Below are 16,948 nucleotides of genomic sequence, written 5' to 3' on the forward strand. Positions count from 1 at the left end.
GCGGACGCTGACCCGCAGATCCTTGGCGATCACCGGGCTCGCCTCGCCCTGGGCGAACCTCTCGGCCGCCTTGAGCCGTAACTCCTCGCGGAAGTGCTGCCGTTCGGCGGTCAGCCCGCCCCCTTGTGGATACCGCATGCTCCGGTGATACCGCACGGACGACCAGCCGTCAGCCCCTACGACTCCACGAGTTCAACCTCAGTAACGAAGTACTACTAGTCGTCGTCGGCCGAGACCTCCGTCGGCGTCCCGGCGGTGACCGCGGCGGTGCCTCGGCCGGGTGAGCGCCGTGGCTGCGGTGGTCCGGCGCCCGGCGTTCTTGGGGCCGACCTCCGCGAAGGCGGCGGGGCGTTACGGCTGGCCGGGCACTGTCACGTTGGCTGACCGGTTGGGATGATCTTCTGGTTGGTCGTGCCGGGAGGGGTGGTCCGTGGACAGCGCGCCGCCGTCGTACAGGGGGCACCGGTACCCGGTGGAGAGCATCGCGCACTGTGTGTGGCTGTACTTCCGCTTCCCGCCGTCGTTCCGCGAGGTTGTCGTTCCGGGAGGTCGAGGAGCTGATGCTCGAGCGCGGTGTGCTCGTCTCCCACGAGACCGTCCGCCGCCGGTGTGCGAAGTTCGGGCAGGCCTGCGCCAACGGCCTGCGCCGCCGACGTGTGCAGCCGGGCGACAAGGGGCACCTGGACGAGGTCTTCCTCAGGATCAACGGAGAGCAGACGTACCTGTGGCGTGCAGTCGACCAGGACGGCAACGTGCTGGACATCCTGGTCCAGAACCGGCGGGACACCGCTGCGGCAAGGCGGTTCTTCCGCACACTGCTCAAGACGACCCGCACGGTGCCCAGGGTGGTCGTCACCGACAAGCTCCGCTCTACGGCGCGGCCCACCGCGAGGTGATGCCCTCCGTCGAGCACCGTGCCCACAAGGGCCTGAACAACCGGGCCGAGAACAGCCACCAGCCCACCCGACAGCGCGAACGCGCCATGAAAGGCTTCCGCTCCGCCGGCAGAGCCCAGCAGTTCCTGGCCGCGTTCAGCGGCATCCCACCCCACTTCCGACCCCGCCGCCACCTGATGACCGCCCCCGAATACCGCACCGAGATGACCACCCGCTTCGCCATCCGGGACCAGGCCACCGCCGCCGCCGGCCAGCCCGCCAAAGCCTGAGCACGGAGCCGGAACCCGGCCCCACCAAGCCCGACGCGCCGTCAGAGGCACACGCAGCCAACAACGTGACAATGCCAGGCTCGACCCGTCCGCGGACGGGCGGGGCTCGGCGTCGCACGGCCGCCAGGAATCTTTCCGGAGCCGGGCGTAGCGTGAAACGACGGAATCATGACCTGGACCAGAGTGGTGCGCTGCGGCGAGCGGTCCTGATCATGCCTGCCGGGTTTGGCAGGTGCTGAGAGATGAAAGGTCACTCATGCCTCGATCCATGCGCGCGCTCGTGGCCGGCGAGGTCGGCGAGCCTGCCGATGTCCTGCGGCTGGAATCCCGGCCTGTTCCCACGCCCGGAGCCGGCCAGGCGTTGATCCGTGTGAAGGCGACTCCGGTTCATGCCAGTGATCTGCACGTGCTGCGTGACCGCTACGGTTTCTCCCCCGAGTTCCCCGCTGTCGGTGGTCACATGGAATGTGTGGGCCGAATCGAGGCACTGGGCCCGGGTACCGAGGGGCTGAAGGCCGGTCAGCGCGTGGTGGTCGCTGCGGTACCGGCGGTACCCGGGCCCCAGGCGGCCGGTACTTGGCAGGAATACCTTGTTGCCGATACGCGAAGGCTGCTGCCGGTCCCCGACCGTCTGAGCGACTCCAGCGCCTGTCAACTTGCCGTCAATCCGCTGACCGCGCTGCTTCTCGTGACGCGCGAACTCGACGTACAGCCGGGCGAATGGCTGTTGCAGACGGCCGCGGGCTCCACCGTCGGCCGGCTCGTCATTCAGCTGGCCGGGCATTTGGGGATTCGCACGATCAATGTCGTGCGGCGACGTGCTGCCGTCGAGGAGATCAAAGCGCTCGGTGGTGAAGAGGTCATCTGCACGCAGGACGAGGACCTGTTGCAGCGTGTGGCTGAGACAGCAGGACCGGCCGGTGTGCGCAAGGCCATCGATTGCGTTGCGGGTCCCTTGGGCGCTCAGGTGTTCCAGGCATTGGCTCCGGGAGGAGAGGTCGTGGTCTATGGCGCGCTGTCCACCCATCGGCAGACCGACCCGGCAGCACTGACGATACCGCTGCACGCACGCTCGGTGATCTACGAGACCAAAGCATTGCGTGGCTTCTGGCTGAACCGCTGGTTCGGCACTGCCTCACCCGAGGATGTGCTGCACATGCTGTCCCAGGTCCGCAGTCTCGTCATTGGTGAAGTGCTGAGCATCCCAGTGGGCCGGCCATTCCCGCTCGAACGCTTCGCTGAAGCCATCGCGCTCGCCGAAACACCCGCCCGTGACGCCAAGCCACTCTTCGTCTTCGAAGACGGCCGGGACGAAGACGACAGGTAGGAAGCGGAAGGCCGATCGCCCTTGATTGTCAGGTATTCACCACAAAATGCCTGCATCAACTCGTTCGGCTAGCGTGATGACGGCAGTCAGTGTTCACATCCCTGTGTGACCGAGCCCGCAGCCGACTGGCTCCCGCCACACGGCTCCGCGGTCGGACGAGACCGCGGCGCGGCCCCAGCGAACACCGGCTCCACAGCGGTCAGCGGTGCCGGGATTCCCGCGGTCGCCGCGTCCGGCCCCCACCCAGCGAAAGGATCCTGTGAGCATGTCTTCCGTGACCACAAAGGACGGCACTTCGATCTTCTACAAGGATTGGGGCAACGGCCAGCCGGTCGTGTTCAGCCACGGCTGGCCGTTGAACGGCGACGCATGGGATCCGCAGGCCAAGCTGGTGGCCGACAACGGCTTCCGGGCCATCGTGCACGACCGGCGCGGGCACGGGCGCTCTTCACAGACGTGGAACGGCAACGACCTCGACACCTACGCAGACGACCTGGCCGAAGTGATCGAGAAGCTCGACCTGCGCGACATCATCCTCGTCGGTCACTCCACCGGCGGCGGCGAGGTGACCCGCTACATCGGCAAGCACGGCACCGGCCGGGTTGCCAAGGCCGTCCTGCTCGGCGCGATCCCTCCGCTGATGCTGAAGACCGACGCCAACCCCGAGGGCCTGCCCCTCGAGGTGTTCGACGAGATCCGCCAAGGCGTCGCCACCGACCGATCGCAGTTCTACGAAGACCTCAGCGCGCCCTTCTACGGCGCCAACCGACCCGGTTCCCAGGTGTCGCAGGGCACCCGCGACGCGTTCTGGCTGTGGTCGATGCAGGCAGGCATCAAAGGCGCCTACGACTGCGTCAAAGCGTTCTCCGAGACCGACCTGACGGAGGACCTGAAGCGCTTCGACATTCCGACCTGGATCGTGCACGGCAGCGACGACCAGATCGTCCCGATCGTGGCCGCCGGTGAGAAGTCGTCGAAGATCGTCAAGGGCGCGAAGTTCACAGTGTACGAAGGGGCCCCGCACGGACTGTCGATGGTAGCCCCCTTCAAGGACACGTTCGACGCCGACCTGCTGGCCTTCCTTCGCAGTTGACCGACGGGCCAGCGGTGGCCGATCGCGCGTGGGGCCCGCCCCGGGTGCGCCCCACTTGGCCCCTGTCGCCCTGGCCTGCGCGGCCTCGGGAATCACGCCTCGATGTCGACGACGACTCTGCTGGTGGTCGTGCAGGTCTCCACTGCCGTGTGAGCGTCGATGACGGTGCTCAGCGTGAAATGGCGGGGATCAAGGACGGGCTGAGCGACTCGCTATCAGCGAGGGCAGCGACTTCCCGCAGGATAGCCGTGGTGCTCGTGGCCACGGCCGGTGAGCATGGGCAGCAGGGTGAAGATCCTCGAGGAGGTGGCGCCGCGGAAGGAGAGCCGGGCGATGCTGTGCGTGTCCCAGCCCAGGGCCCTGACTCTTCACCCTGTCCGGCGCCACCGCGTGACTACCAGGTGGTGACGAACCCGCCGTCGATCGTGACGTCGGAGCCGGTGACATTGCCTGTCCGGTCGCTCGCCAGCACCAGTACCATGTCCGCAACCTCGGCCGGTTTCGAGAACCGGCCGGTCACCGCCATCCCTGCGGCCTGCGCGGTCACCTCCTCCGGCGCCATTCCTGTCGCCTGCGACACGGCGGCTGCGATGCCTTCACCGGCCAGCCACAGATCGGTCTCGACGGGCCCGGGACTGACCGTGTTGACACGGATCCCGCGGCCGCCCACCTCCTTGGACACGCCCTTGGAGAAGTTCGCCAGGGCGGCCTTGGCGGCGCAGTAGTCGATCACGCCCGGGTCGGGGTAAACGGCGTTGACGGAGCAGATGTTGACGATCGAGCCGCTGCCCCTGGCCAGCATCAGCGGCAGAACCTCCCGCGTGACACGCACCGCGGTGAACAGATTGAGGTTCATCGTCTTCCGCCACTGCTCGTCCGTGACGCTGAGGAACCCGCCCGGCCGCGCCGACGCCGAGCCCACGTTGTTCACGAGTACGTCGATCCGGTCCCCGGCCGCGGCGACGAGCCGCCCGGCGCCCTCGGCCTCGGCGAGATCCACCTGCACCAGACGTACGTTCCCGCCCTGGACCAACGCATCGAGCCCGTCGGAGGAGTGCCGCGCGCCGGCCACCACCTGCACGCCCTCTGCGGCAAGGGCCTTCACGACCGCGAGCCCGATTCCCCGGCTAGCGCCAGTGACCACGGCCACGCGGCCCTCCAGCCCAAGATCCATCGTGCTGTCTCCTCCGTACGCGCGGCTGGTGCCGCCTGCGCGGGTGATCCGGTACGAAGGTCATCGGCCCTGTCGCGCACGTGCTTGAATCGACATGAATCTCGATACAGGGACTCCGTGCTCCTGGACTATCAAGATCCAAGTCTCTCCGGTGTCCAAAATCCGGGGTCAACACCCACCGTGCAGCTGACCCAACGCGTCCTCCCGCTCACCTACCCCTCCGGGCTTGAGGTACAGCACCGTCCGAGTGAACCCGTGACAGTGTCGTCCGCCCTGGCCCGCCCATCGGCCGGATGATGGGCGGGCATGGCCCATGGCGGGCCACGCTTCGCGCCCCGCAGTGGCGACGCATATTCAGGGTGGCACCCGCACCCAGCGAGGAAGGCGGGCTGTGATGAGTGATTCGGATCCGGGCACCGCGGGGCGGAGCCAGGACGAGATGGCCCAGCTCTTGACGATCGAGTTGAACGTCAACGATCAGGTGCGACGGCTTGAGGTGGACCCACGGACCTCGCTGCTCGACGCGCTGCGCGAACACCTGCGCCTGAGCGGGACCAAGAAAGGGTGTGATCACGGGCAGTGCGGCGCCTGCACGGTGCTGATCAACGGCCGACGCGTCAACTCTTGTTTGACGCTCGCCGTGATGCATGAGGACGACGAGATCGTGACGATCGAAGGCCTGGGCGATCCCGATGATCTGCACCCCATGCAACGTGCCTTCGTCGAGCGTGACGGCTTCCAATGCGGCTACTGCACTCCCGGCCAAATCTGTTCGGCTGTCGGCATGCTCGCCGAGGTGGAGGCAGGCTGGCCCAGCCACGCCACCGCTGACGTGACCTCGCCGCGGATCGCGTTGACCGATGAGGAGATCCGCGAGCGGATGAGCGGCAACATCTGCCGGTGCGCCGCCTATCCGAACATCGTCGCGGCCATCCGTGGCATCGCGGTGGGAGGCCCGGAATGAGATCCTTCACGTACGAGCGAGCGACCGATGCACAGGCCGCCGTCGCTGCGGTGTCCAGAACCGGCGCGAAGTTCATCAGCGGCGGCACCAACCTGCTCGACCTGATGAAGCTCGACATCGAGAAGCCCAGCCACCTGGTCGACATCAGCCGGCTTCCGTTGCGGGACATCGAGGAGCTCCCGGAAAGCGGACTGCACATCGGGGCCCAGGCGGCGAATTCCGATGTGGCCGCCGATGCCCGAGTGCGTACTCGCTACCCGGTGCTGTCGGAGGCACTGGTGGCCGGAGCCTCGGGCCAACTGCGCAACAAGGCGTCCACCGGGGGAAATCTGTTGCAGCGCACTCGCTGCCCCTACTTCTACGACAGAGCGGCGGGCTGCAACAAACGGGATCCCGGTTCCGGATGCTCGGCGATCGGCGGGTTCAACCGGATTCACGCCGTTCTCGGTGTTAGCGACTCCTGCATCGCCACCCACCCCTCGGACATGGCCGTCGCGATGACCGTGCTGGAGGCGGAGATCGAGATGCTCGACGCCGACGGGTCGGTACGCCGCGTCGCCATCGCAGACTTCTACCGGCTGCCGGGCGATACGCCGCACATCGAGACCGTGCTGGGTCCTCGCGAGATGATCACGAGCGTGCTCCTTCCCCCGCCCCTGTCGGGCCGGCAGATCTACCGCAAGGTGCGAGACCGGGCTTCGTACGAGTTCGCGCTGGTCTCCGTGGCGGCTGTCGTCTCGACCGATCAGGGAGTGATCAGTGAGGCGCGGGTGGCTTTCGGCGGTGTGGCGCACAAGCCCTGGCGGTCCATCGAGGCGGAGGCCGCGTTGACCGGCCGTCCCGCCACGATGGTCACCTATTGCGCCGCCGCCGAGGCTGCGATGCGCGACGCCGTGGGGCAGGGGCACAACGACTTCAAGATCGAGCTGGCCAAACGCACGCTGTGCCGCACGCTGGCGCAAGCGGCTCAGGCAAGCTGAGGAGACGAGATGATCGGGCAAGCACTCAACCGCGTCGACGGCCCGTTGAAGGTCTCCGGCCGGGCCATATACGCCTACGAGCAGTGGGGGGCCGGCCAGCCTCTCTACGGGTTCATCGTCGGCGCAACGATCGGCAAAGGCCGCATCACCCGGATCGACACCGAGAGCGCCGAACGCGCACCTGGCGTACGTATGGTGATGACCCATCACAATTCCCCCGCCCAGGGTGCCCGTGACGAGTCCGTTCGGTTCGAATACTGGCGCGCCCAGCCGGTGCTGACCGGCCCCGACATCCACTATTACGGCGAGCCGGTGGCACTCGTCGTCGCCACGGCCCTCGAACAGGCCCGAGCGGCGGCCGATCTGGTTGAAGTCAGATACACCGACGGGCGCGGACGTTTCAACTTTGCCGAGCAGGAAGACGAGGTGTACATCCCGAAAGTGGTCAACGCCGGTATCCCCACCGACACGGCGGTCGGCGATTTCGATGCCGGGTTCGACAGCGCGGCGGTGAAGGTCGACCAGCAGTACACGACGCCGTACGAGTTCTCGATGCCGATGGAACCGCACGCGTGTCTGGTGGAACCGCGCGACGAGGACCTGGTCGTCTACGTCAGCTGCCAGATCGTCGACGCGGCGCGGGCCTCGGTCGCCGCCACGCTTCGGATCGACCCGGAGCGGGTCCACATCGTCACCCCCTTCGTCGGCGGGGGATTCGGCTCCAAGCTGGGCATCCATTCCGAGACGATCCTGGCGGCGCTCGCCGCTCGCGAGTTGCGTCAACCGGTCAAGGTCGCGATGACCAGGCAGCAGATCTTCCAACTTGTCGGCAACCGGCCGACATCCAGCCAGCGGGTTCGACTGGGCGCGGAGCAGGACGGACGGCTGACCGCGATCGCCCATGACGTCACCATGCACACCAACCCCGACGTGGAGTACGCCGAGCAGACCGCCGCCACGACCCGCAGCCTCTACGCCGCACCCCACCGGTTGACCAGCCACAGGCTTGCGCCGCTGGACCTGCCGCCTGGGACGGACGTACGCGCGCCGGGGGAAGCGCCGGGCATGCTGGCGGTCGAGTCGGCGATGGACGAGCTGGCCCACGCGCTTGGGAAGGACCCGGTCGAGCTGCGGATCCTCAACGAGCCCACTATCGATCCCGAGCGAGACGTACCGTACAGCGACCGGCACCTGGTCGAGTGCCTGCGCGAAGGCGCGCGCCGGTTCGGCTGGGAGCACCGCCCCGCCACCCCGGCGAGTATGCGCGACGGGCGGTGGTTGGTCGGCTACGGCATGTCGGCCGCCATCCGCGGGCACTTCCAAGGGCTGGCAGCAGCGCGGGTGCGGTTGGAGGCTGACGGCACCGCCGTCGTCCAGACGGACATGACCGATCTCGGCACGGGCACGTACACCGTCCTGACTCAAGTCGCGTCCGACGGGCTCGGACTGCCGCCCGATCGGGTGCGGATCGAGCTCGGGCGTTCCGAGTTTCCCACCAGCTGGGGATCCGGCGGCTCGTGGGGCGCCGCCAGCTCAAGCAATGCGGTGCATGGCGCGTGTATGGCCCTGCGAGAGCAGCTCCTGGCCGCGGCGCGCGGCGACACGCGCTCTCCGCTGCACGGCCTGGACCCGGCAGACGCCGTGTTCTCGGACGGCAACGTGGTTGTCGGCAGAGCGTCCGAGTTGCTGAGCGAGATCGTCGCACGCAACCATCCGAAAGGGCTCGAGGCGGAGGGCGGTACCCGCTTCATGGGCGATGATCCGAACTACTCGGACTACTCGATCAACACCTACGGGGCCCATTTCGCTGAAGTGGGGGTCGACGCGGACACCGCCGAGATCCGTCTGCGGCGGATGCTCGGCGTGTTCTCGGTGGGCCGCGTGCTCAACGCGAAGACGGCCCGTTCCCAGCTGATCGGCGGCATGATCTGGGGAGCCGGCGCGGCCCTCGAAGAAGAGGCCGTGGTCGACCTGCGATCCGGCGCCTTCGTCAACCGGGACTTCGCGCAATACCTGGTGCCGGTCCACGCCGATGTCCCCGACGTCGACGCCGTCGTCCTTGACGGGTACGACGACAAGGCCAACGTCCTGGGCGCGAAGGGCGTCGGCGAGCTGGGCATCTGCGGGGCCGGTGCATCGGTCGCCAACGCGGTGTTCAACGCCACCGGCGTGCGCGTGCGCGACTTCCCCATCACCATCGAGAAGGTGCTGCCCGATCTACCACTGATGGATAACTGAATCCGCGACAACGGTGCCTGTTCGCAAAAACGCCCGATCGCTCGGGCTGAACCGCACCTTCTCCTTTCCGAGTTGGCGCTCCCGCACTTACAGGTGGTGGCGTAGGGCGAGGATCTCCACGTCCTTTTCCCGATCGTTCATCGGTAGCGGGCGCTTGGGCATGACGAACGCGTTCGCCATGCCCAAGTAGGCCAGTCGCAGCAGCACGATTGGTCATCATGTCGCGTTGATTGATAGCCGCGCCACGGCGCAGACTCGACCGATCGCGCTCGACATCCCGTACATCCCGTACACTGGCTCCGACGAGTGCTTCCTTTCACGTTACATGGTGCCCGCGGCGCGCGTGGGTCCGGCGGGGAACCAATGCGCGGCAGCAGGGGAATTCGTGTACGCCACTGCTCACAGAGACTCGAGGCGGATCCCACGCTGTTTTCGGTGACGGCGGCCCGACCCTCTACGTTACCAACCGCCAGTGCCAGCAGCGGTCTTGATATCGAAGACGGCTTGTGCACCACTCTCCGGAGGATCTCGCGACCAGTCTGATCTCGCATACGGCTCCCGGCAACTCAGAGCACGCAATCCATCAAGAGTGAATTGCGTGCCAAACTCCTGTATCTGAGCGCCAGTGATTCATCGGAATACCGGGCCACGCGAAGAATTGACTGCATCGACCCAGCTGGGCTCAGGGTGCCCCGCTGTGGACGAGGTAACCGACATGGGATGCGACTTGTTGCGGGCAAGGCGCTCAAGGCTCCTGCCGGGGTCGGCGCACGTCGGGATCAGGTGCCGGTCCCGCGTCCCATTCACCAGGCCTATGAACGCTCGTACATGCCAAGAATTGCTGTAAGAAAGCCGAAGCCACCGCCGATCTTGATCAGTGTGTTGGACTCATTGAACTCGCCGACCCCGAGTGCGGGTCCCAGCCGCCCACTGAAACGTGCTGGTCAGCAAGGATTTTTCAATCAGTCACGAATCTCGACGAGAGTCTGGATTGGCACAAGAAGGTGTTCAAGGTCGAAGAAATCGACTACAAGTTCGCCCACCGCTACCGAGAGAACACCGGGAATAACCACAAAGGGTTTCTAGAATCCCGGACCGGGCTGGACCACATTACTTTCCTGATCGACGAGGCACTCAGAACCTGGAAGCCTGGATGGCGCGACTGGAAAATCTGAGAATTAAGCACACGTCGATCCGCCTACTCGGCCACGATATTCCGGAATCCGGACTGCATTTAGTTCAAATTTGCGTCTTAGGCTACGGGAATGAATTGTGCGGACCTGCGGTTGCCGCGCCTGTCAGCCCGAGGTAGCTTCAGTAGGAGTGAATTCTTCCCGGTCCGAAATTGCGAGGAGGAGTAGTCGTGGGTCGAGTTTTGTTTGTGATGACTGGTGCAAGCTACTGGACGTTCGAGAACGGTCATCGCCATCCGACAGGGTACTGGGCCGAGGAATTCGTCGCACCCTACAGCATCTTTACGGATGCCGGATACCAGGTCACGGTGGCGACCCCGGGCGCTGTTATCCCCGTCGTGGACACCATGAGCCTGCAGCCCCGTTACGCGGGAGGCGAGGAGAACATGCTCAAGGAGACCGCGGTCATCGAGTCTGCCGAGGAGCTCCGTCACCCCATCGCCATCAAGGACGCGCGGCTCGAAGACTACGACGCGGTCTACTACCCCGGAGGCCACGGCCCCATGGAGGACCTCGCGTTCGACGCGGACTCCGCCGTACTGCTCCGCAAGGCACTCGCTTCGGGCAAGCCCCTCGCCATCGTCTGCCACGCACCGGCCGCCATCCTCGCGACCCGCGACGAGAACGGGAACACACCCTTCGCGGGCCGCGGCGTGACGGGCTTCTGCAACGAGGAAGAAGAAGGCGTCGGCTTCGCCAAGGACGCGAAGTGGCTGCTGGAGGACGAGCTGAAGAAGCTCCCCACCAACTACTCCCGTGGTCCCGCCTGGGAGTCGTACCTCGTATCGGACGGCAACCTGCACACGGGGCAGAACCCCGCGTCCTCCGGGCCGCTGGCACAGGAAGTACTCAAGGTCCTTTCCTGAGCCTGACCGGTGACCGGCGGCACCGAGCTCCCAGATCAGACGCCCCTGGCCCGACCTGCGACGCGGCGCCAGCCGTCGGGAGCCGTACCCTTCACTGGGCGAGTACCCCACGCTCCAACAGCGACGGCCTGTCAAGCGGGCAGGACACCCGCTGCCGCACGGCCAACGACGGCGGAATCGAATGCGCGCCAAGCGCAGAGAAGCGAAAATCGTGATCCGCAGCACGGTGGAACGCGGACCATCACGACTTCCGCGTCGGAGGCTGCTTTCGGGTTCACGCCGCCGACCGGACACGGCAGTCGCGGCGGCCGCTGCCGACTCCTTCCGCACGATCCTCACGGTTCCAAGCCACCGAAATGGCGAAGTTCACCTTCTACGCCGAGGAAGTGGAAGCACATGACCGTCTCTGGAATCCTCATATCAGGCAAGGGCAGACTGGCCCTCACCGTGGCGGTCCTCTCCGCCCTGACCGTGGTACCGACCCACGCCGCAGACGATCTCGGCAGGGCCCTGGCGGGCCAGAAGCCGACCGTGGTGCTCGTGCACGGCGCATTCGCCGACGGGTCCAGCTGGAACGCAGTGGTGCAGCGACTGCAGCAGGACGGCTACCAGGTCATCGCCCCGCCCAACACGCTGCGCGGCATACCCCAGGACTCGACCTACCTGAACAGTCTCCTCAAAACCATCAAGGAACCGATCGTCCTCGTCGGACACTCCTACGCCGGCGAAGTCATCTCACAGGCAGCCACCGGCGTCGACAACGTCAAAGCGCTCGTGTACATCAACGCGATCATGCCGGACAAGGGAGAGTCCTTCGCCAGCCTCTCCGGCAAGTTCCCCGCCGCCCCGCTCACCAAAGCGCTGAAACAGGTCCCGTTCCGCAACGGAGACGGCACCACGGGCACCGACGTGTACATCCAGCCCGCCAAACTCCACGCCGCCTTCGCGCAGGACCTCTCCCAGCAGCAGGCGTCCGTCATGGCATCGACACAGCGCCCGATCGCGCAGTCGGCCTTCACCGACAAGCTCACCGCGGCGGCCTGGCGGGACAAGCCCGTCTACGTGCTCGTCGGCAAACAGGACAGGGCCATCAACCCGAACCTCGAACGGTACGAGGCCAAACGCGCACACGCACGCAAGACGGTGGAGATCAACTCCTCACACGTGTCCCTGGTCTCCCACCCCCAAGCTGTCACGGATCTCATCCTCAGCGCGGCCCACGACTCCGGGAACCAGTAGACGAACAGGCATGACCTGCCACAGCCGCGGGTTGTGGTTCTGCGCCGCGGCGGGACTGTAAAACGTTCGGCCCTGTCTCACATTCGGTGGTGACGGAGCGTCGTGCCGTGTCGTTGACATTCGCGTGATGGATGTCAACGAGCTTGTCCAGATGGTGTTTTCGGGCCTGTTCCCGCTGGTCATAGACGACGTGGTCGACGAGGGTGAGCGGATCGTGGTGCGGGCGCGAACGCCGCAGGACATGGCGCCGTGTCCGGTGTGCGGGGTGTTGTCGGGGCGGGTGCACGGCTATCAGTGGCGGACTGTGGCTGACGTTCCGGTCGACGAGCGGCGGGTGGTGGTCCGTGTGCGGGTGCGGCGTCTGGTGTGCCCCACCCGCGGCTGCCGACATACCTTCCGCGAGCAGGTGCCAGGAGTCCTGGACCGATACCAACGGCGCACCACCCGCCTGACCAGGCAGGTCAAGGCCGTGGTGAAGGAGTTAGTGGGCCGGGCGGGGGCACGCTTGCTGGCGATACTCGCGGCGGGCGTCTCGCGTCACACGGCTCTGCGTACCCTGTTGCGCATCCCGCTGCACGCAGGGCGGACGCCCCGCGTGATCGGCGTCGACGATTTCGCTCTGCGCCGGCGGCACCGCTACGCCACCGTGATCATCGATGCCGAGACGCATGAGCGGATCGACGTGCTGCCCGACCGCACGGCCGACACCCTGGAGGCGTGGCTACGCGAACATCCGGGCATCGAGGTCGTATGCCGCGACGGCTCCGCGACCTACGCCGAGGCCATCCGCCGCGCCCTGCCCCGTGCGACGCAGGTCAGTGATCGGTGGCATCTGTGGCACAACCTGTGCGAAGCCGTCTTGAGCGAGGTCAAGGCGCACAGCACCTGCTGGGCCACCGTACTGGACGCGCCTATCTACGACGGACCCCGCGCCCAGACCACCCTGGAACGCTGGCACCAGGTCCACGGTCTGCTCGACCAGGGCGTGGGCCTGCTCGAATGCGCCCGCCGCCTGGAACTGGCCCTGAACACCGTCAAACGCTATGCCCGCGCCGACCGGCCCGAGCGCATGCTCCGCGTCCCCAAGTACCGCGCCAGCCTCGTCGATCCCTACCGCGAGCACCTGCGCAAACGCCGGGCCGAGGACCCTGGCGTCCCCGTCAAGCACCTCTTCGAAGAGATCAAGGCCCTCGGCTACGAGGGCTGCCTCAACCTCCTCCACAAGTACATCAACCAAGGCCGCGCGGACGCCGACCGCAGCCACATCTCCCCACGCCGCCTCGCCCGGATGCTCCTCACCAGGCCCGACAACCTCAAGACCGAACATCACGACCTCCTGGCACGGCTCACCGACGCCTGCCCCGCGATGACCCAACTGGCCGCCCACATCGTGGACTTCGCACAGCTCCTGACGTCTCGCGAAGAAAACGCCGACGGGCTCTCGCGCTGGATCGTCCAGGTCCGCGGCGCCGATCTGCCCCACCTGCACGCCTTCACCCGGGGCCTGGACCGAGACCGGGACGCAGTGATCGCCGCGCTCACGCTTCCGTACAGCAACGGCCCCACCGAGGGCGTCAGCACCAAGACCAAGCGGATCGCGCGCCAGATGCACGGACGAGCAGGCTTCACCCTTCTTCGCCACCGCATCCTCCTCGGATAGCGGCACGCTCCGTCACCACCGAATGTGAGACAGGGCCGCTCGTTTGACAGACCCGAACAACGCGTCGACAAGAAGCCGATGCTCAACGACCTACGAGACTCCGGCGCGCTCGAGGACAACGCGGACGTCGTCATCCTGATCCATCGTGAAGACGCCTACGAAAAAGACTCCCCCCGCGCCGGCGAAGCCGACCTGATCGTGGCGAAGCACCGCGACGGCCCTACCGCCACCATTACCGTCGCCTTCCAGGGCCACTACTCACGCTTCGTCGATATGGCCCAGACCTGACGCAGCCCTTTTGTAGGTTCTCAAATCCCGTGTCATTTTCTCAGTCGCCGTGTCATCTGGATGTCAGGCCGTGAGAACGCCCAGGTCAACGGCTTGCAGCCTGCCGGGCCAGCAGAGGAAATGACACGGGTCTGAGAACGCCAGCGGATGACACGGCGTGAGGCGCCAGACAGAACCGCAGGTCACAGCGCCGCCGCATGACACGGAGCCTGAGAACCTACAAGCCCTTTGTAGGGTCCAGGATTTCGCGGCACAGTCTCAACTGCAATGGCACCAGGTTGGCACTTGTGCCATCTACCTGAGATCCGCAGGTTTTCTGTCGCACCGAAGCTGACGAATTCTCACCGGATCTCATCCGTGTTGTCGGATCCTCACCGCTCCGCATTCCGGGCGTTCGCGGCAGGACCCGGTCACAGCCGTGCAGCCGTGCGGACCAGGCCGGCCAGGGCGAGGGAGCGGCTGTGCGCGGGCCAGGCGATGTGGGTCACGACGGGAGGTGCGTCGGTCAAGGGGACGGCCGTGTGCTCGGCCCACAGCCAGGAGCGGGCGGAGTCGGGGACGACCGCCACGGTGCGTCCGAGAGCGATCAGCTGAGCCAGTTGCGTCTGGTTGTGGATCTCGGGGCCCGGGCCGGGTGCGTAGGTGCCGTGAGTAGGCCAGCGGGCGAGCGGCAGATCCGGGACATCCCTGACATCGGTCAGGGACAAGGTCTCGCGGGCGGCGAGCGGGTGCCCGGCAGGCAGGATGGCGACCTGCCCTTCGGTCGTCAGCGTCTCGCTGTCGAACCCCGCGAGGGAGTTCCACGGCGCGTGCATGAGTGCGACATCGGCACGTCCGTCGCGCAGTAGCTCTTCCTGCTCGCACAGACCGCACAGCAGCACCTCGATCTCGGCACTGCCGGGCTCGGCCGCGTAGGCGTCGAGAAGCTTCCGCAGCAGTTCGTGCGACGCGGCGGCCTTCACCGCAAGGACCAGCCGACCGTGGGGGCCGCCAGGGCTGTCGGCACCTCCCGCGCGCCGGGTGCGGCGAGCGGCGGCAGCGGTCGCGTCGAGGGCCGCCCGGCCCTCGTGCAGCAGCACTTCTCCGGCACCGGTCAGGCGGACACCGCGGCGGTTGCGCTGCAGCAGGCGGACCCCGAGGCGCCGCTCGAGCTGCTGGATCGCCCGCGACAGCGGCGGCTGGGCCATGCCGAGGCGCTCGGCGGCGCGTCCGAAGTGCAGTTCTTCGGCGACAGCCACGAAGTACCTCAACTCGCGGGTCTCCAGGGTGTCCACGGCCGCAGCATACGCGGTGATACCCGGCAGGTATGACAGGGCACCGTAACGGTGTTGGCCGCGCCACTCGTCCGCGAGCCAACATCATCAGCATGAGCGAAACGATGATCGCGCTGGTGACCGGCGCGAACAAGGGCATCGGGTACGAGATCGCGGCCGGGCTGGGCAGCCTCGGGTACCGCGTGGGCGTGGGAGCCCGCGACGCGGCCCGGCGCGAAACCGCCGTCGGGGAGCTGCGCGCCGTCGGCGTGGACGCGTTCGGGGTACCGCTGGATGTGACCGACGACCAGAGCGTCACTGATGCCGCGGAACTGATCGAACGGCTGGCCGGGCGTCTGGACGCCCTGGTCAACAATGCCGGCATCTCGGGCGAGATGGGCCCGGGGTGGGTGCAGGACCCGACCTCGCTCGACCTGGAGGTGCTCCGCACGGTCGTGGACACCAACGTCATGGGTGTCGTCCGGGTCACCAACGCGATGCTGCCGCTGTTGCGGCGCTCGGCCTCGCCACGCATCGTCAACGTTTCCAGCAGCGTCGGTTCCCTGGCCCGGCAATCGGACCCGGACATCGAGATCGGCCCGATCATGGCGGCCTACGCGCCGTCGAAGTCGTTCCTCAACGCCCTCACCGTGCAGTACGCCCGGCAGTTCGCCGGTACGAACATCCTGATCAACGCCGCCTGCCCGGGCCTGGTCGCGACCGACTTCACAGGCTTCCAAGGGCCCCGCACTCCTGAACAGGGCGCGACCACGGCGATCCGGCTCGCCACGCTGCCCAACGGCGGCCCGACCGGTTCGTTCTTCGAGAACGACGGCGTCGTCCCCTGGTGATCACGAACTCGCCGTGGATTCCGCAGAAACCAGATGCGCTGAGAGTCCCAAGCCGAGCGTTCTCATCGAACCTGGCAACCCCGCAGCTCAGCACAAGATCCACAGACAAGCCCAACACGACAGGACAGCAGGTCAAGCCCGTCATTTGTTCGGGTGACTCCACACGATGTCGGCACTGCCGCGGATACCGCGCTGAGCACCAGCCCGGCGGCGGCCCTCACACGACTGCCACGCCTGCGACTACCGGGCGACAAGGTTGTAGAGCATCTCCCGTGGACATCAGCATCCGTCGATCTGCTGAGGTCTGCGACTCCATGGCGATCGTCCGCTGACAAATACTCCAGGGAGTGGCGGGTCTCAAGTGAGGAGGGTGGTGATGGCCGCGGTCACTGTGGTGGCGAGGGTGATGACGGCGGCAAAGGCGGTGGCGGCGCGGGTGAGAGCCGTGGGGTAGGTGGCGCCGTCGAGCCGGGCGAGTTTGGCCGCGGCGGCTGCGGTCAGCAGTGCGACGATGATGACGAGTGCGGTGGTGAGGAGAAGGACAGCGATAGTCACGGCAAGCTCCTGATGGCGGTGGTGGGTTGACGTGATCGAAAGTCGCGGAATCGGCGTGCGTCATGGTTCGCCAGGACAAAGATGAACACTGGCGAACACACC

General features: G+C 66.6%; 13 protein-coding genes and 3 pseudogenes. 12 read left to right on the forward strand and 4 right to left on the reverse strand.

The window, feature by feature from the left end; all coding sequences use genetic code 11:
• Positions 1-138, reverse strand: a pseudogene (locus ACWCXX_RS32000) (IS630 family transposase); the annotation flags it as partial.
• Between the two features lie 292 nt (positions 139-430).
• Here ACWCXX_RS32000 and ACWCXX_RS32005 point away from each other — a divergent pair.
• The 3 genes and pseudogenes from ACWCXX_RS32005 to ACWCXX_RS32015 all read left to right on the forward strand — a co-directional run bounded on the left by ACWCXX_RS32005 (position 431) and on the right by ACWCXX_RS32015 (position 3,585).
• Positions 431-1,165, forward strand: a pseudogene (locus ACWCXX_RS32005) (IS6 family transposase).
• Positions 1,166-1,433: 268 nt separating this feature from the next.
• On the forward strand, positions 1,434-2,492 hold the full coding sequence (locus tag ACWCXX_RS32010; protein WP_451133372.1) for a zinc-dependent alcohol dehydrogenase family protein: 1,059 nt from the start codon (positions 1,434-1,436) through the stop codon (positions 2,490-2,492).
• Between the two features lie 265 nt (positions 2,493-2,757).
• Positions 2,758-3,585: an alpha/beta fold hydrolase gene (locus tag ACWCXX_RS32015; RefSeq protein WP_451133374.1), complete on the forward strand. Its 828-nt coding sequence runs from the start codon at positions 2,758-2,760 to the stop codon at positions 3,583-3,585.
• Between the two features lie 394 nt (positions 3,586-3,979).
• Here the strand turns inward: ACWCXX_RS32015 and ACWCXX_RS32020 are convergent, their stop codons facing one another.
• A complete protein-coding gene (locus ACWCXX_RS32020) occupies positions 3,980-4,759 on the reverse strand; it encodes an SDR family NAD(P)-dependent oxidoreductase (RefSeq protein ID WP_451133376.1) in 780 nt (259 codons plus the stop codon).
• Positions 4,760-5,153: 394 nt separating this feature from the next.
• Between ACWCXX_RS32020 and ACWCXX_RS32025 the strand changes: the two genes are divergently transcribed.
• From ACWCXX_RS32025 to ACWCXX_RS32060, 8 genes and pseudogenes are all read left to right on the forward strand, one after another.
• A complete protein-coding gene (locus tag ACWCXX_RS32025) occupies positions 5,154-5,723 on the forward strand; it encodes a 2Fe-2S iron-sulfur cluster-binding protein (protein WP_451133378.1) in 570 nt (189 codons plus the stop codon).
• Positions 5,720-6,703, forward strand: a complete 984-nt coding sequence (locus ACWCXX_RS32030; RefSeq protein ID WP_451133380.1) for an FAD binding domain-containing protein — start codon at positions 5,720-5,722, stop codon at positions 6,701-6,703. Before ACWCXX_RS32025 ends, ACWCXX_RS32030 begins: the two co-directional genes overlap by 4 nt.
• A 9-nt stretch (positions 6,704-6,712) precedes the next feature.
• Positions 6,713-8,941, forward strand: coding sequence for a molybdopterin cofactor-binding domain-containing protein (locus ACWCXX_RS32035; protein WP_451133382.1), 2,229 nt, complete (start codon positions 6,713-6,715; stop codon positions 8,939-8,941).
• A gap of 1,004 nt (positions 8,942-9,945) precedes the next feature.
• Positions 9,946-10,116, forward strand: coding sequence for a hypothetical protein (locus tag ACWCXX_RS32040; RefSeq protein ID WP_451133384.1), 171 nt, complete (start codon positions 9,946-9,948; stop codon positions 10,114-10,116).
• Between the two features lie 209 nt (positions 10,117-10,325).
• A complete protein-coding gene (locus tag ACWCXX_RS32045) occupies positions 10,326-11,000 on the forward strand; it encodes a type 1 glutamine amidotransferase domain-containing protein (protein WP_451133386.1) in 675 nt (224 codons plus the stop codon).
• A gap of 396 nt (positions 11,001-11,396) precedes the next feature.
• The gene (locus ACWCXX_RS32050; protein ID WP_451133388.1) at positions 11,397-12,239 is read left to right on the forward strand and encodes an alpha/beta fold hydrolase; all 843 of its coding nucleotides are present in this window, start codon (positions 11,397-11,399) and stop codon (positions 12,237-12,239) included.
• A gap of 127 nt (positions 12,240-12,366) precedes the next feature.
• Entirely contained in the window at positions 12,367-13,899 is a 1,533-nt protein-coding gene (locus tag ACWCXX_RS32055; RefSeq protein ID WP_451133390.1) for an ISL3 family transposase, read from the forward strand.
• Positions 13,900-13,950: 51 nt separating this feature from the next.
• Positions 13,951-14,187, forward strand: a pseudogene (locus ACWCXX_RS32060) (DnaB-like helicase C-terminal domain-containing protein); the annotation flags it as partial.
• Between the two features lie 410 nt (positions 14,188-14,597).
• Here ACWCXX_RS32060 and ACWCXX_RS32065 read toward each other — a convergent pair.
• Positions 14,598-15,461, reverse strand: a complete 864-nt coding sequence (locus tag ACWCXX_RS32065) for a LysR family transcriptional regulator (protein ID WP_451133392.1) — start codon at positions 15,459-15,461, stop codon at positions 14,598-14,600.
• A 92-nt stretch (positions 15,462-15,553) separates the two neighbouring features.
• On the opposite strand from ACWCXX_RS32065, the gene ACWCXX_RS32070 reads away from it, so the two are divergent.
• Positions 15,554-16,291, forward strand: a complete 738-nt coding sequence (locus tag ACWCXX_RS32070; protein ID WP_451133394.1) for an SDR family oxidoreductase — start codon at positions 15,554-15,556, stop codon at positions 16,289-16,291.
• 357 nt (positions 16,292-16,648) lie between these two features.
• Here the strand turns inward: ACWCXX_RS32070 and ACWCXX_RS32075 are convergent, their stop codons facing one another.
• Positions 16,649-16,846 (reverse strand): hypothetical protein, encoded by a 198-nt coding sequence (locus tag ACWCXX_RS32075; protein ID WP_451133396.1) that lies wholly within the window; start codon positions 16,844-16,846, stop codon positions 16,649-16,651.
• Positions 16,847-16,948: the final 102 nt, after the last annotated feature.

Source organism: Streptomyces sp. NPDC001732, from assembly GCF_053596315.1.